General features: G+C 45.5%; 12 protein-coding genes. 9 read left to right on the top strand and 3 right to left on the bottom strand.

The features are described from left to right. Window positions 1-1,405, bottom strand: a 1,405-nt coding sequence (locus tag Q0218_RS04835) for a dihydroxy-acid dehydratase (protein WP_297966882.1), incomplete at its 3' end; no start/stop codon positions are given. A 109-nt stretch (window positions 1,406-1,514) separates the two neighbouring features. Here Q0218_RS04835 and Q0218_RS04830 point away from each other — a divergent pair. From Q0218_RS04830 to thyX, 6 genes are all read left to right on the top strand, one after another. Then, window positions 1,515-2,966 (top strand): MBOAT family O-acyltransferase, encoded by a 1,452-nt coding sequence (locus Q0218_RS04830; RefSeq protein ID WP_297966879.1) that lies wholly within the window; start codon window positions 1,515-1,517, stop codon window positions 2,964-2,966. A gap of 8 nt (window positions 2,967-2,974) precedes the next feature. Beyond that, entirely contained in the window at window positions 2,975-4,012 is a 1,038-nt protein-coding gene (locus tag Q0218_RS04825; RefSeq protein WP_297966875.1) for a hypothetical protein, read from the top strand. Between the two features lie 843 nt (window positions 4,013-4,855). Beyond that, a complete protein-coding gene (locus Q0218_RS04820; protein ID WP_297966873.1) occupies window positions 4,856-6,196 on the top strand; it encodes a Na+/H+ antiporter NhaC family protein in 1,341 nt (446 codons plus the stop codon). A 281-nt stretch (window positions 6,197-6,477) separates the two neighbouring features. Continuing rightward, window positions 6,478-9,162 carry a flagellar hook-basal body complex protein gene (locus Q0218_RS04815; protein WP_297966871.1) on the top strand — a complete coding sequence of 895 codons (2,685 nt, stop codon included), beginning with the start codon at window positions 6,478-6,480 and terminating at the stop codon, window positions 9,160-9,162. Between the two features lie 184 nt (window positions 9,163-9,346). Beyond that, on the top strand, window positions 9,347-9,724 hold the full coding sequence (locus Q0218_RS04810) for a type II toxin-antitoxin system death-on-curing family toxin (RefSeq protein WP_297966869.1): 378 nt from the start codon (window positions 9,347-9,349) through the stop codon (window positions 9,722-9,724). Between the two features lie 61 nt (window positions 9,725-9,785). Next, a complete protein-coding gene (gene thyX / locus Q0218_RS04805) occupies window positions 9,786-10,418 on the top strand; it encodes an FAD-dependent thymidylate synthase (protein ID WP_297966867.1) in 633 nt (210 codons plus the stop codon). A 738-nt stretch (window positions 10,419-11,156) separates the two neighbouring features. On the opposite strand, the gene Q0218_RS04800 is transcribed toward thyX, so the two are convergent. After that, complete coding sequence (locus tag Q0218_RS04800) at window positions 11,157-11,519, bottom strand: hypothetical protein (RefSeq protein WP_297966865.1); 363 nt, start codon at window positions 11,517-11,519, stop codon at window positions 11,157-11,159. 184 nt (window positions 11,520-11,703) lie between these two features. After that, window positions 11,704-12,354, bottom strand: coding sequence for a superoxide dismutase [Fe] (gene sodB / locus Q0218_RS04795; protein WP_297966863.1), 651 nt, complete (start codon window positions 12,352-12,354; stop codon window positions 11,704-11,706). A 628-nt stretch (window positions 12,355-12,982) separates the two neighbouring features. On the opposite strand from sodB, the gene Q0218_RS04790 reads away from it, so the two are divergent. The 3 genes from Q0218_RS04790 to Q0218_RS04780 are packed head-to-tail and all read left to right on the top strand — an operon-like array spanning window position 12,983 to window position 15,823. Further along, entirely contained in the window at window positions 12,983-13,981 is a 999-nt protein-coding gene (locus tag Q0218_RS04790) for a DctP family TRAP transporter solute-binding subunit (RefSeq protein ID WP_297966861.1), read from the top strand. A gap of 6 nt (window positions 13,982-13,987) precedes the next feature. Continuing rightward, a complete protein-coding gene (locus tag Q0218_RS04785) occupies window positions 13,988-14,530 on the top strand; it encodes a TRAP transporter small permease (protein ID WP_297966859.1) in 543 nt (180 codons plus the stop codon). 9 nt (window positions 14,531-14,539) lie between these two features. Further along, the gene (locus Q0218_RS04780) at window positions 14,540-15,823 is read left to right on the top strand and encodes a TRAP transporter large permease subunit (RefSeq protein WP_297966856.1); all 1,284 of its coding nucleotides are present in this window, start codon (window positions 14,540-14,542) and stop codon (window positions 15,821-15,823) included. Window positions 15,824-15,923: the final 100 nt, after the last annotated feature.

Raw genomic sequence — 15,923 nt, 5'->3', positions numbered from 1 at the left:
CGTCCGTGATCAGCGCCACGTCCGCGCCCAGGCCTCGCCCCATGATTAGGCTCGTAGGGCTTAGCATCTCTTGCATACCCGGGCCTCCGCGCGGCCCTTCGTAGCGGATGACGACTACGTCGCCTTTACCGACTTTGCCCTTTGAGATGCCCTCTATCGCCTCGTCTTGGCTGTTAAAGCACACGGCCTTGCCGCTAAATTTACGCTCGCCGATGATGCCCGCGGTTTTTATGACGCAGCCTTGCTCGGCTAAATTTCCAAACAAAATCGCCAGTCCGCCCACGTCCGAATAGGCGTTTTCGACCTTATGGATGACCGATTCGTCTTTTATGACGCTAGCGCCCACGCGCTCGCCCAGACTCTCGCCCGTGACCGTCGGCGCGCCCAGATCCAGCAGTCCGTTGTCGCGGCGCGAAATTTCGTTTATCACGGCGCTTAGGCCGCCCGCGCGGTCGATATCCTCCATGTGGATATTTGGCAAGCTCGGGCTGATTTTAGCGATGTGGGCGATCTTGCGGCTGATGTCGTTTAGGCTTGCGATTTGCAAATTTACCCCAGCTTCGCGCGCGATAGCTAGGATGTGCAGCACGGTGTTGCTGCTGCCGCCCATCGCCATATCGACTACGAGGGCGTTTTGGATAGATTTTTCGTTCACGATGTTGCGGATTTTATATTTTTCATCTAGCGCGATCTCGCAAATTCGCCGCCCGGCCTGCCTGATGAGCTCCTCGCGCTCGGGCGTAAGAGCCGGCACGGTGCCGTTGCCTTTTAGCGCGATACCCATCGCTTCGCATAGCGTGTTCATCGAGTTTGCCGTAAACATCCCCGAGCAGCTGCCGCCGCTTGGACAGGCTTTGCACTCGATCTCTTTTAGCTCCTCGGCGCTGATCTCTTTGGTTTCAAATTTACCCACCGCCTCAAACGCCGTAGATAGATCGATCGGCTCGCCTTTTTTGGTGTAGCCCTTTTTCATCGGGCCGCCGCTAACAAAAACCGTCGGTACGTTCACGCGAAGCGCGCCCATAACCATGCCGGGCACTATTTTATCGCAGTTTGGCATGCAGACAAGCGCGTCTAGCTGATGAGCGTTCATCACCGTTTCGATCGAATTTGCGATTAGCTCGCGGCTAGGTAGGCTATAAAGCATACCGCTGTGCCCCATCGCGATGCCGTCGTCCACGCCGATGCAGTTAAACTCAAACGGCACGCAGTCGTTTTTGCGGATCTCGTCTTTTAAAATTTCGGAGTATTTGTTAAGGAAAAAGTGCCCCGGGATGATCTCGATAAAGCTATTTGCTACGCCGATAAACGGCTTTTCAAAGTCCTCGTCTTTTAACCCCGTCGCTCTTAGCAAGCTTCTGTGCGGCGCGCGCGTATAGCCTTTTTTGATGATGTCGCTTCTCAAATTTGATCCTTTTGGTGAAATTTGAGCGATTTTATCAAATTTAGGATTAAAAAGCTTAATTTAAATCAAATTTGAGTATATTTAAACTCTTTTTTAAACAAGGAGTGAGATGCTTTTTAATTCATTTGCATTCATCGTTTTTTTCTTGCCGATTACTTTTAGCATTTATTTTATATTAAATAAATTTAAGCTAATCCAACTAAGCATTTTATGGCTTACTGTCGCCTCATTGTTTTTCTATGGATATTGGAATTTTATTTATATTCCGCTTATTTTATGTTCGATCACGTTTAACTTCTACGTCGGTCATCTTCTTTGCAATCACCCTTCCCGCAAAAAGCTTATTTTATGGGCGGGCGTCGCGGCAAATTTAGCCTTGCTGGCCTACTACAAATACACCGATTTTTTGATAGCGAATTTTAACGGAATTTTCGGCGCCGACGTACCGCTGCATCACGTTATTTTGCCTCTTGGCATCAGCTTTTTTACCTTTACGCAAATAGCGTTTTTGGTAGATTGCTATCATGAAAAAGTAAAAGAACCGAGCTTCCTTCGCTACGCGCTTTTCGTTACGTATTTCCCGCATCTTTTAGCCGGCCCTATCATCCACCACGCCGAGATGATGCCGCAGTTTGCGAATTTACGCTTAAAGCGCATAAACTATAAAAATTTAAGCATCGGGCTTTTTTTGTTTTCGATCGGACTTTTTAAAAAGGTCGTAGTGGCCGATTTTTTTGCTAGATTTGCTATTCATGGATTTGACGTTTACCCTACGCTTAGTATGAGCGAGGCGTGGATAACGAGCATTAGTTATACGTTTCAGCTGTATTTCGACTTTAGCGGTTACACCGATATGGCCATCGGTATTTCATATATGTTTAACATTATCCTGCCGCTAAATTTCAACTCCCCTTACAAAGCGCTAAACATCCAAGACTTTTGGCACAGATGGCATATGACGCTTTCTAGATTTTTACGCGATTATATCTATATCCCGCTAGGAGGTAACCGCAAGGGCGAATACCGCACTTACGCTAACGTTTTTGCGGTGTTTTTGCTGGGCGGACTCTGGCACGGAGCGGGCTGGATGTTTATCATCTGGGGCGCGCTGCACGGACTAGCGATGATGATTTGTAGATTTTACGGCGCGCATTTTCGCCCGATGAATAAATTTCTAGCCTGGTTTATAACATTTAACTTTATAAATATCACTTGGATATTTTTCCGCGCTAGAGACCTAGATAGCGCGATGAAGGTGCTAAAGGGCATGTTTGATTTTAGCTCGGTTAAGATAAATTTTAACTATTTAGAGCATATAAGCAATTCTTTAGGATTTAATCAAATAAATTTCCTAGAAACGCCGCAAATAGCCATGGGTACGTTTTGCGCAATCATAGGCGTCACGCTTTTGGTTACGGTTTTTGGACGAAACTCGAACGAAATGGCCGCTAGAGCAAAATTTGGCTTTCTTACCGCGCTATTTACGGCATTTTTGCTTGCTTTGGCTTTTGTTTTTAGCTCCGGAGCGCAGGAGTCTCCGTTTTTGTATTTTAACTTTTAGGATTAAATTTGAAAAAATATAAAATTTTCCTCATCGCGCTTCCCGTTTTGACGCTCGCTTTGATCGGAGCTTATTTGGCGTTTGCGATGTTTCTCATCAGAGTTTCGTCGGCTCATCACTATGCGTATAAAAACTATCTCATAACAAACACTACCGATCAAAACCGCATCATCGTAGAAAGCGGCTCAAACTCATACCACGGCATAAACTCTTTGATGCTTGAAAAGCACTTTGGCAAGCTAACGATAAATTTAGGCGACCACGGCGGCTATCCGCTGCTTCATAGGCTATACCGCGCGGCTAAATTCGCCCACAAAGGCGATATTTTTATCCTGCCGCTAGAGTATCGCTACTATATCGGCGACATACCGCCCGATACTTATTACTACGGGATTTTTTTCGAGCTACATCATTTTTACGACTATTTGCCGTTTTTAGAAAAGCTAAAAACTATCTCGCAAATCCCGCCGCAAGCCTTTATGAACGCCGTAACCAGAGACTATAGGGATAGGGCGGCGTTTAAGATAAATTTTAACAACTTTATCCATCGTTGGCCGCAAGCCGTGCACGATTTTTCGCCTAATTTTAAAAACGGCGAGCGCGGAGATTATCAATACGTCGGCAAAGTAGACGAGGCAAGAGACACCCAGATGCCCTGCCAGCAGTATATATTTTTCACCGATTTTTCGGGTAGCGAGATCGGCATAAACGATATTTTTAGGCAAAATTTAAAATTTATGAAAAAGCTGGAGCAAGAAAAAGGGATTAAATTTATCTTTACATATCCGGCCGTCGCGGGCGATGACTGCTACGATCTAAACGACCCGCACGCTGCGGATAATCAAAAATTTTTAAAAGACGTAAAAAAGCTCATCGAAGATAACGGTTTTGAGATGATAGGGGATTATAAAGATAGCTATTTCCCGCGTAAATTTCTGCACGACACGTGGTTTCATCTAGTGCCCGAGGCTAGGGATATGCGCACGCAAAAGCTAATCGAAAATCTGGAAAAATCAAAATACGCAAAAGAGCTGCACGCAAAATAAATATCGGTTTGCGGTTTTAAATCGCTAAATTTATACGAGAATCAAGGCGAGCTTTGGATTTTGGGCTAAATTTGCTTTACGAAATTCGTGCGTTAAATTAAGCAAACGCGAAAATTTAAATTTGAGCACAGATATCCTTTGCGCTCGCGTAAAAATAAAATCTCGCTATGCGCTTGATCTTATCGATTTTACACCGCGCGTAAATTTGGCTTTAAACCGCGGATTTTGCACTACTAGCGCTCATATTTATAAAGGATTACGGCCGCCGAAAGCTAAAGCCGCGACTTTAGACGCGCTAAGAGCGGTTTAAATATTGTTTCCTTTTGGTAGTTTTTATGAGATTGCGCTCCGGCTAGACTAAATTTTACTTTACTTTAATTTTTATATTATAAAATTATTAAAAGTAACCGAAAGCGACCGCTTGCAAGGAAATTTACGTCTAAGGATATGAGCCGTATCGGCAAATAAAAGCCGTTTGGCGACCGGGCAATCTAGCTTTTGCCTAATGTACGTGAATTTGGCATTTGCGGGCTTGTTTTTCGGGCATAGATTTAGTGCAAAGTCGGAGCAAATGGACTAGGCGTAATTAAACGGCGAATTTGGGTTCTAGCGCAAGAAAATGCGATAATTTTAACTTCGGTTCGTCTTAGCGCCGTTGATTTAGGGTTAAATTTGGGGCCAAATTCGCCGAGGATAAATTTAGCCTTTTGCGCTGCGAAGGCGGCTTTGGCGCCCGGTGCTTAGTTTGCTTGATTTTGCTGGCTATGCTTAAATTTGACCGTATTCACGCCGAGTCGTAAATTTAGCGCTATGATAAATTTAAAAATCAAAAAAGGATCAAAAATGCTAACCAATCCCGTTGTAATCAGCATCATCGTGATGACCGCGCTTTGTTTGCTAAGGTTTAACATCCTGCTTTCTATCCTCGTCTCCGCTCTAGTCGCGGGACTCATCTACCACGGCGGATTTGGGGGCGTAGAGTCCTTTTTGGGCGCTCTAAAGGCGACTACTTCGACGCTGATAACGGGTATGAGCGGCAACCTAGAAACCTCGCTTAGCTACATCCTGCTAGGCGCGCTTGCGGCCGCGATAGCCGATACGAACCTAACTGCGATCCTCATAAACGCCGTTAGCAAGGCTCTAGCGAAAACCAGCACCTATTTCGCGCTTATCATCGCCGCGATTGCTTGCTTGTCGCAAAATTTGATTCCCGTGCATATCGCTTTCATCCCGATTCTCATTCCACCGCTTTTGCCGCTGATGAACCGCCTAGGCATCGACCGCCGAGCCGTCGCGTGCGCTCTTACTTTTGGACTAAAGGCGCCTTACGTTAGCCTTAGCGTGGGTTTTGGCCTTATCTTTCACGGCATCATCCAAAAAGAGCTCGCAAACAACGGCGTAACGGTGCAGATGAGCCAGATTTCAAGTGTGATGTGGATAGGCGGAGCCTCGATGCTAGTCGGACTCTTTTTGGCGATTTTCGTCTTTTACCGCAAAAGGCGCGACTACGCGCACACTAAATTTGAAAGCGGCGAAGAGAGGGAGGCGCAGATAGCCGCAAGCCTAGAAATGACTAAAAAAGAGTGGGCGGTGCTAGGCGGCGCGGTAGTAGCCTTTGGGGTGCAAATTTATACCGAAAGTATGCCTCTTGGTGCGCTTCTTGGGCTTTTAGTCATGATAGTTTTGGGCGGTATCGAGTACCGTAAAATCGACAAGATCATGGACAGCGGCCTAGCGATGATGGGCTTTATCGCATTTATCATGCTCGTTGCCGCAGGCTTTGGCTCGGTTTTGCGCGAGAGCGGCGGCATCGAGCAGCTAGTGAGCTTTGCTAGCGAGGTGGTGGGCGGCAAAATAGGCGGCGCGATACTTATGCTAGCTATCGGTTTGCTAGTTACCATGGGTATCGGCACGAGCTTTGGCACGATACCGATCATCGCGGCGATCTACGTGCCGTTTTCGCTGTCGCTGGGTTTTTCTCCGGCGGCTATTATCTTGCTAGTAGGTATCGCGGCGGCTCTGGGCGATGCGGGCAGTCCCGCTAGCGACAGCACGCTAGGACCTACGAGCGGTCTAAACGCCGACGGCCAGCACAATCACATCTACGATACGTGCGTGCCGACGTTTATCTTCTTTAATATACCGCTGTTAATCGGCGGCGTAATCGGTGCGATGATTTTGTAAATTTCACGGCTTGTCTCGCGAGCGCTTTTAAATGATTTCGTAAATTTCGCCCTACGACAGACTATACGTCTAGTCTTGGGACGAAATTTACTTCAAAACATTTAAAATCATCTCACGATACTTCGCCTTAATTTTTTTCATTCAAATTTTGAAGTAAATTTACAAAATTTAGCTCATATATTCTTTTTGTCGTTACTTTCACAAATACTAAACCAAATTTAAAATTTGGAACGTCTTTTGCTTTGACTAGCTTAAATTTCACTTTTTACAAAGGATAAACTATGATGAGATCGCTATGGGCAGGCGTTACCGGACTGCAAGCTCACCAGATCGCTATGGACGTCGAGGGCAACAACATCGCCAACGTAAACACCGTCGGCTACAAATACAACCGCGCAAATTTCGATGACCTTATTTATCAACAGTCGCGTATCGCTACCTCACCGCAAAATCAACACGGCGGCGTAAATAACATGGAGGTGGGTCTAGGCACTCAGATAAACTCCACAACGAGAATTTTTAAGCAAGGCTCTTTGCAAACCACCGACAAGCAAACCGATATCGCGCTTCAAGGCGACGGGTTTTTTATGGTTAGCCCGGACGGCGGCAAGACCACCTACTATACTAGAAACGGCGATTTTTCAAGGGATAGCGAGGGTAACTTTGTCGATAACGGCGGAAATATCGTGCAAGGCTGGATGAGGGACGAGGTTACGGGCGAGATAGATCCGACCAGGCCTCTTAGCGATATAAAGATACCCACCGGCCTAACCGTGCCTGCTCGCGCTACGACAAATATCGCTCTAAAGGGAAACTTAGACAGCGGCAACGACGTGGGAAATAAAAAAATACCTATCTACCAACTCGATCAGTATCATAACTGGGTCGATACTAATAAAGACGGCATCAAAACCGACACGGAAAGACACGAAGAAAACAATATCGGCGAAAATAGATTTTACGTAAATAGGCAAGGCGAGCAGAGAATGACCGAGCGCGGAGCCGATCTTGGCGTTTTATTTAATAATGCCGGCGACGCGTATAATCTACGCACGGGGCAGGGTATATGGGTTAGCTATGCCGATGCTAAAACTAGGGCTATGGACGTAGGCGCTAGAAACGACGGAACCTTTGCGGCGCCTAAAAATTTGAACGTAAATTTAAACGGCGAGACCATAGTGGCAACGGTAAATAGCGTAAGCGAGCTAGCTACGGCTATAAATCAAAGATATAGCAAAACGGGCGTAGAAGCTAGCGTCATAAACGGCAATCAACTAGTTCTAACCAACAGAAACAACCTAGGCACTACCGCAGCCAGCAGAAACATAAAAATGACCGTAAATAGCGGCGATACCATCGGCGGAGACTTCGTAGATACTAAGGTCATAACCGCGTACCAATATACTTACAACAAAACCCGAGTCAGCGCGCTACACACATACGACGACGCTATGGCTAGAGAGGTAACGACTACCGAGGATTTGCGCGAAGCGATGCAAAAAGATGCTAGATTGTTTACCAACTACGAGGGCAGAAACGTAGATAATCCTAACGGCGCGCTCAAAGCCGGACGCGAGCTAACGACGGCTGCGACGGCGGTAACGACTGCGCTACCTAGCGATACTGCTTTAGCGACTGCTGTAACGGACGCAAATAACGCTACTACGGCTTTAGCAGCGGATCCAAATAACCCCATCTTGAAAGCCGATTACATTGCAAAGATCGCGACTCTAAATACCGCTATGAATACCGCAGTAACGGCTAACCCGACTAATGCTGCTCTAAGTTCTGCAGTAGCTACGGCTAAAAAGGCGATCGCATCTTTTACCGATACCGTAGACGCCATCAATTCAAAAAGAGATCTTGATGCCGCTAGAGGTACTTCGAACGAGGCAGCGGCTCAAGCGGCCTACGACGCGGCATACGCTAAGGCGTTTAAAAACTACAACAAAAACGACGGCGTGGAGATAACCGTGAACGAGCACGGCCAGTTTCAGGTAAAAAATCCTAGCGGAGACGCCTTTAACTCCGACGACGGCGATGCCACAGACGCAACGGGCGGCGGCACGACGAACAACGCAGATACGGGTATGGACGATCATAATATAAATTTAGCTATCACGGGTCTAACAAACGCCGCCAACAACGTAACCGAAAACGTTAAATTTACGGCATCTATGGCGCCGCTCTCAGGTTCGTTAAGCTCCGGAGACGCTGCAAGAGTAACCGATAGCCTAAATATGGCGGCTCATAGCTCTAGCACCGATATCTACGACAGCCTAGGCACGAAACATAACGTTAAGATGGACTTCGTAAAGCGCGGCTATACCGAAAACGGCGGAACGGAGTGGACGATGGTGATCCAGGTGGCCGAACCAAATCAAATAAGCACTACAGAGCCTAAAAACGTGATAACCGGTTACGTGAGATTTAACCCGGACGGCTCGCTAGCGACGTATAGCCCTGCTAGCATTACCTTCGGCGCGCAAAACGGCTCGTCTATCGGTCAGCATATCGAGCTAAAATTCGGTACTACGCAGACTACCGACGGACTAACCAGCACCGATAATAACTCAAGCACCTCCGACATCAGCCAAGACGGATATGCTAGCGGCGAGCTACACGGACTAAGGATAGACGGAGCAGGTACCCTCATAGGCTCTTTTACCAACGGCAGAAGCCTAGGACTCGCGCAAGTGGGCGTAGCTAAATTTGCAAATAACCAAGGCTTAGCCGGCGAGGGCGGAAATTTATTTTCTCGCACGGCAAACTCGGGCGACCCAATCATCGGCGCAGCTCAAACTGCCGGACGCGGTAAAATTTCGGCCTCAAGCCTTGAGATGAGTAACGTCGATCTATCTCGCTCGCTAACTCAGCTCATCGTCGTACAGCGCGGCTTCCAGGCTAACTCAAAGACGATAACTACTAGTGACGAGATGCTAAACACGCTGCTTCAGTTAAAATAATTTTAATTCTTAGGGCGGATAAAACCGCCCTAGCTTTATAAAATATGCTATACTCGCTTAAAAATTTAGGATAAAATATGCAAAAAAAAGAAGAAGAAATCAAAAAAGAGATAAAAGAAAAATTAAGAAAAGTCGTTTTAAATAATCCTAAAATAAAAGCAATTTACGAGCGGCTAAAAGATAAATGATCTACCCCGATATAAAAGACGCGGTAGAAATACATAACGACATCATCGAAAATATAGGCGGCAAAAGCGGCTATAACGAAGTTAGTATCGGTTATCTGGCTTCTGCTTTGGAGCACGTTAGAAATGATGAATTTTATCCGAATTTTTTAGATAAATTAACTCATATCGTATTTTCGTGCGTCAAATTTCATCCGTTTTTAGACGGCAACAAACGAACCGCCATACAGCTTGGGATATATTTTTTAGAATTAAACGGAATGGACGGATACTTCGTACATTTTGCGAGCGTTATGGAAGACGCGGTAGTAGATCTGGCGGACAACAAAATCTCTAAAGACGAGCTAAAAAATATTATCTCAAATATCATCTACTAAAATCAAATTTTTATCGATTTTTAGCTAAATTTACCGCTAAATTTAACTAAAAGAGTCAAAAATGCAAGTAACGCTTCTAAACTACACCCCGCTAAACATCTGCTCGCACGCGATCCGCACATGCTGGCAAAGCTTTGAAAAGGGCGATAACGGCGGCGAAAAAGACGTCGAGCTGATTGAGCGCGTCGGCAATAAATTTAAACACGCCAGCACGCTAGAGCACCTCTCATACAACTTCTACATCCAAGGTATCTCGCGCGCCTTGCTACAAGAGCTGGCCCGTCACCGCGTAGCAAGCCTCAGCGTAAAATCAACGCGCTACACGCTAAAAGAGCTAAAAAAAGAGCTCAAATTTGAGCTTGGCGACTTTGAGCGGGCGGCGAGATTTATAGTATTAACCGGCGACGAAACGGTCGATAACGCAAGTATCAAAGCGCTAGAAAACCTACGCGAAATCCTCGCAAACACCACAAAAAGCCTCGACATCGTCAAATACTGCCTACCCGAGTGCTACAAAACCGAGCTCACGTGGAGCGTAAACGCGCGCAGTTTGCAAAATTTCCTCTCGCTTCGCAGCTCAAAATCGGCGCTTTGGGAGATCAGAAATCTCTCGCTAAAACTTTACGAGTCGCTGCCGCAGGAGCATAAATTTATATTTGAAAGCTGCGTAAATCAAGAAACGCAGCCTAAATAAACGGCTCAAAAATATCGCGCCCTCTAGCTGCCGGCAGCGGCTTTGCGGAGTATGCGGGCAAATAGGGTTTAACCGCGTGCGGATTTAGAGTAAACGTTTGATAAAATTAAAAAACCTCTCTCAAGCGCTATGTTCATAGGCATAAAAGCCGAAATTTTAGGCACTTAGAAAGCAAAATTTAAAATCGGCGCGAGTTGAAGCGAAGTTTTATCTGCGGCGTAATCGCGGATTATTTATCAGGACTTTGCATTGCGCGCGTAGGCGATTACGATAAAAGCTCCGCTTTAAACAAATCTAGATTTTTTACCTCATTTTGCCGCGGTGATAGAGGCGCTTAAATTTCAAATTAGATCGCTGAAAATTTAGCGTAATAGCAATTTAAATTTCTAAATCATAAGTGCGTAATGGCGAGGCTCTACTCGCGCTTAATCAAACCAAACGCTTTAACTGCGTATGAAGGGTTTTAAATTTATCGCTAAACGGCAAAAATCTAATCAGGCCTTAAATTTATTTTTGCGCTAAATTTTTGCTATTTGAAGCTGCTTGCCCTAAAGGCACGATTCGTCAGCCGTTTTGCTTGGGATAAGTTTGGATTTAAAGACGCGGTTTTAGGCTGATTATGAGAAAAAATCGCTAATCGCCAAATTTGGCGACAAAAATCATAGAGCCGAAAAGAATGCCAGGAGAAAAAGCAAAAACCATGTAAATTTAAAAATCCGCCGAAAATCGGCGGAAAAACTATTCGTCGTATTTTAAGAAAATATCCTCGCCGCCTTTTTCAAGGTTTAGGATACCTTCGCCGCGTTTAAACGTTATCTCGGCGCCGTCGTCGTTAGCTAGTCTCGTGCCGCTTGCGGTGACCGCGTTTTTAAGGTTGATTTTGCGTCCTTTGCTATCTTCTAGCACGGCGGTATTAAATTCGTCCGTCGAGCTTAGTTTGACGACGTATTTCGGATCGTTTATGCCGGTAAATTTAATCACTTCGGCTTGCGATTTGGTGATTTGCGCTTTGTTTGCGCTTTCGCTTTTGTTTGCCTGGCAACCGCTAAGCATAGCAACTGCGGCAAAAGCCGCCAAAGATGAAACTAAAATTTTCTTCATTTTTGTCCTTTTTTTGAAATGAGACTGAAATCTTACTTTAAAATAATTTATATAAAGTAAATTTAACCAAGCGGAGTCCTCGCTCAAGGTTAAATTTACTCGCGGGCTTACGCTTACTTAGAAAAATAAGCCGCCGCGCGCTGTCCAAGACTCTTAAAAAACTTGTAAAAATAGCGAATTTAAACTAGTTGCATCCGCAACCGCAGCAAGATTTAGCGCCGCCGTGAAGCTCGGAAACGTAAAATTTAACCGAATTTAGCCCCTCTTTTAGCGCCCACTCGTAAGCGCTCGAAACAAAATCCCAGTTGATATTTTCAAACAGCTTCTCCAAATACGCCGGGCGCGCGTTTCTGTGATCAACGTAGTATGCGTGCTCCCAAACGTCCGCGACTAAAAGCGGCACGAGGCCCTCAGTTACCGGGGTTTGCGCGTTGCTTGTTTGTACGATTTGTAGTTTGTCCTCTTTTGGATTGTAAACCAGCCACGCCCAGCCGGAGCCAAAAAGCGTAGTCGCAGCCTTTAAAAACTCATCTTTAAAATTTGGAATATCTTTTTCCAAGCGCACCTTTAGTTCGTCGCTCATCTGGCTTTTTCTAGCGATGCAATCCCAGTAAAAGTCGTGGTTGTAGACCTGAGCCGCGTTATTAAACACGCCGCCGGAGCTTTTTGTCAGGATATCAAAGAGGCTAGCGCCCTCAAACTCGGTACCTTTTATCAAATTATTTAGGTTATTGATATAGGTTTGGTGGTGTTTGCCGTGGTGATAGTTACAGGTTTCCTCGCTTACGACGGCGTTTGCCTTCGGGTCAAAAGGTAGTTTTCTAAGTTCAAACATAATTTTTCCTTTGTAATAAAATTTATCGGTATTATAGCGACAAAAGAGTAACTATTTTACTAACGCTTTAATAAGCTTTTATCAATAACCGTAGATTTTGCGATAAATTCGGATGTTTTATCTTTAATGATAAATTTAGCGACATGCTCGCTGGTTTTGTAAATTTTAGCCTAAATCGCAATTACTAGCTTTTAAGCGCTAGTTCGCTCATAGAGCCGTAAAGATACGGCACACACGCGATTTTATTTAGCTCGAATGATCTTTAAAGAAAATCCTAGTCTAGCAAGCTTTTAAGCTCTATAACGAAGCGTCAAAGAGGGCGTAAAAGCGGTAATTTTAAAAGAGCGGTCCGTTAAATTTAACCAAAGCTTAGTATGATAAATTTCAACTTAAAAGCAAGCAAAATGTAAGATAGTGTGTATTTTAGTAACATTTGATTAAGTAAGGGCTGGCAAAATATAAAGTGAAACGACAATATTATCTATGCAGATTTATCTATGTGTTACTTTTTTACACATAAAAGGGATAAAATTTACGATATAAAAAGGAAAATTTCCAAATTCGCTAGTTTTATATTTTATAATCGTTTCAAGCTAACACATAGCGCATTTCACAAAAAGGACTTCACATGAAATTTAAGTTACTTTCCGCACTGCTTCTTTCTTGCGCGCTGGCCGGAAGCGCATTTGCCGCAGGCAAAACATACACGATCAAATTTGCTCACGTCGTGGCCGCCTCTACGCCAAAAGGCAAGGCTGCCGATTTTTTTGCAAAAAGAGTCGGCGAGCTTAGCGGCGGAGCGATCAAGGTCGAGGTGTATCCTGCCGCGTCGCTAATGGATGACGATAGGGTTTTTGCAGCGCTAAAGCTTGGCAACGTCCAAATGGCCGCGCCTAGTTTTTCTAAATTTACGCCGATAGTACCGCAGTTTCAGCTATTTGACCTGCCGTTTATCTTTAGAGACAACGCCCATCTTTACGCGGTAGAAGACGGCGAAGTCGGACAAGCTCTAAAAGATATGATCGCTAAAAAAGGCTTCATCGCGCTTGATTTTTGGGACGCGGGATTTAAGCACTTTAGCTCAAGCAAAAAGCCTATCGTAGAGCCTGCGGACGCTAAGGGACAAAAATTCCGCATCCAAAGCTCAAAGGTGCTTGAAGAGCAGATCAAAGTAGTCGGCGGCAACCCGCAAGTATTACCGTTTTCAGAGGTTTATCCAGCCCTACAACAAGGCGTAGTCGATGCGACGGAAAACCCGCTTTCAAATTTCTACAACTCCAAATTTTACGAGGCGCAAAGCTCTTTAACGCTATCTAGCCATGGATATTTGGGATATTTAGTCGTTATGAGCGAGAAATTTTGGAAAGGTTTGCCTGATGATATGAAAGCTCACGTAACGCAAGCTCTAAAAGAAGCTACGGCGTTCGAGCGCGAAGAGACGGCTAAAGAAGAAGAGCATATTTTAAGCGAGCTTAAAAAATACGCAGGCGAGAGCAAAAAGCTTGAGATAATCGAGCTAAATGCCGATCAAAAGGGCAAATGGGCAGAGGCTATGAAGCCGATTTATCCGAACTTCTACAACGTGATCGGTCAAGACCTGGTAGAAAAAACGATAAATACGAAGTAGGATTTTATGGGTAAATTTTTTGAGATTTTAGATGTCGGCATCGCCTCGGTAAACAAAACCGTGGCGGTGCTAGGCATCGCCGCAGGTACGCTGCTAGCCTTCATTAACGTCGTTATGCGCTACTGCTTTAACACGGGTTGGTCGTGGGCGGGCGAGCTAACCAACTACCTTTTTATCTGGTCGGCGTTTTTTGCCGCAGCATACGGCTTTAGAAAGGGCATACATATCTCGGTTACGATTTTGATCGAGAGATTTCCGCCCATCGTCGCAAAGGCCTACCTCATCTTAGCAAACATCATAACGACGGCGTTTTTGATGTTTATAGTAGATTATAGCGTGCAGTATCTACAGGTGTTGATCGAGCTTGATTCCATGAGTGTGGATCTAGGCGTGCCGGAATGGGTGCCGATGCTGGTACTTCCGATAGCGTTTTTGGGTGCTAGCTACCGTGCCGGAGAGAAAATTTTCCAGATCGCTATGACGCCTTCAGATAAAGTCATCATAAACAACGAAGCCGAGATGATACACGACTCGGTCAAGAAAAGCTAAGGAGAGCCTATGACCATTGCATTTTTATTTATCTCGCTGTTTGGCCTTATGCTTATAGGCGTTCCCGTCGCTGTTTCGCTTGGAGCTAGCACGGTTTTAACGATGCTGCTCTTTACCAGCTTAGATGTTTCGGAGGTGCCTCAGCGTATTTTTGACGGTATCAATAAATTTCCTCTCATGGCGATTCCGATGTTTATCCTGGCAGGAAATTTACTGAGCAAGGGCGGTTCTGCTAGACGCATTATAGATTTTGCTAAATCTATGGTCGGACACCTGCCTGGCGGCCTGCCGATGAGCGCGATATTTGCGTGCGTGATATTTGCCGCGGTTTCTGGTAGCTCGCCCGCTACGGTCGTAGCGATAGGCTCTATTATGTTCGTCGCCATTAAAGAAGCAGGCTACCCGAAAGAATACGCCGTGGGCGGCATCACGACGGCAGGCTCTCTAGGCATCCTCATCCCGCCTTCGGTCGTTATGATCGTTTACGGCGTGACATCGGATACCAGCATCGCGAAGCTATTTATGGCGGGCGTGGTGCCTGGACTGATGCTAGGCGGCATGATGATACTTCAGACTTATATCGGAGCGAAAAAACTCGGATTTAAAGCTACTACGCCCGAGCCTTGGAGCGAGCGAATAAAAAAATTCGGCAAAGCCTTTTGGGCACTGCTAATCGTAGTAGTCGTTATCGGCGGTATCTACGGCGGCATTTTTACGCCGACCGAGGCTGCGGCAGCCAGCGCTATATATGCGCTGATTATTTCGCTATTTGTCTATAAAGATATCAAATTTAAAGACCTGTGGGACATCTGCCTAGAGTCTGCCATCACGACGGCGATGATATTTTTCATCATCGCAAACGCGTTCGTATTTGCATACCTGCTAGCTACCGAAAACATCCCGCAAACGATAGCAGAGAGCATCCTGGCCGCAAATATCGGCAAGATCGGCTTTTTAATCATCGTAAACATCCTGCTTTTCATCATGGGACAGTTTATGGAGCCCTCATCGGTAGTGATGATCATGGTGCCGCTACTGCTACCGATCGCAAAAGCGCTAGGCGTGGATCCGGTACACTTCGGTATCCTGCTAATCGTGAATATGGAAATCGGCATGATCACGCCGCCCGTGGGCTTAAATTTATTCGTCGCCAGCGGCCTAACTGGCATGAATCTAAAAGACGTCATCGTCTCATGCTTGCCGTGGACTTTGACGCTATTTATCGGGCTTATTTTAGTGACGTATATCCCGGAGATTTCGCTTTGGTTGCCTAATCTTATGTACAAAAACTAACCGACTTATAAATTTTGCGAGCGGGCCTAGCTAAAGCCTTGCTCGCCTTAAATTATGCCTCGCTAAATTTACCTCAAAAGCCCAAATAAAGCCAAAGTGT

The sequence above is a fragment of the uncultured Campylobacter sp. genome (genome assembly GCF_938039245.1).
Taxonomy (GTDB): Bacteria; Campylobacterota; Campylobacteria; order Campylobacterales; family Campylobacteraceae; genus Campylobacter_A.
This window is presented reverse-complemented; position numbering and strand designations above follow the sequence as displayed.

Excerpts from the sequence above, each read along its gene's own strand:
- Q0218_RS04830 (WP_297966879.1), top strand. The coding sequence starts at position 1,515 with ATGCTTTTTAATTCATTTGCATTCATCGTTTTTTTCTTGCCGATTACT.
- Q0218_RS04820 (WP_297966873.1), top strand. The coding sequence starts at position 4,856 with ATGCTAACCAATCCCGTTGTAATCAGCATCATCGTGATGACCGCGCTT.
- Q0218_RS04815 (WP_297966871.1), top strand. The coding sequence starts at position 6,478 with ATGATGAGATCGCTATGGGCAGGCGTTACCGGACTGCAAGCTCACCAG.
- Q0218_RS04810 (WP_297966869.1), top strand. The coding sequence starts at position 9,347 with ATGATCTACCCCGATATAAAAGACGCGGTAGAAATACATAACGACATC.
- thyX (WP_297966867.1), top strand. The coding sequence starts at position 9,786 with ATGCAAGTAACGCTTCTAAACTACACCCCGCTAAACATCTGCTCGCAC.
- Q0218_RS04800 (WP_297966865.1), bottom strand. The coding sequence starts at position 11,519 with ATGAAGAAAATTTTAGTTTCATCTTTGGCGGCTTTTGCCGCAGTTGCT.
- sodB (WP_297966863.1), bottom strand. The coding sequence starts at position 12,354 with ATGTTTGAACTTAGAAAACTACCTTTTGACCCGAAGGCAAACGCCGTC.
- Q0218_RS04790 (WP_297966861.1), top strand. The coding sequence starts at position 12,983 with ATGAAATTTAAGTTACTTTCCGCACTGCTTCTTTCTTGCGCGCTGGCC.
- Q0218_RS04785 (WP_297966859.1), top strand. The coding sequence starts at position 13,988 with ATGGGTAAATTTTTTGAGATTTTAGATGTCGGCATCGCCTCGGTAAAC.
- Q0218_RS04780 (WP_297966856.1), top strand. The coding sequence starts at position 14,540 with ATGACCATTGCATTTTTATTTATCTCGCTGTTTGGCCTTATGCTTATA.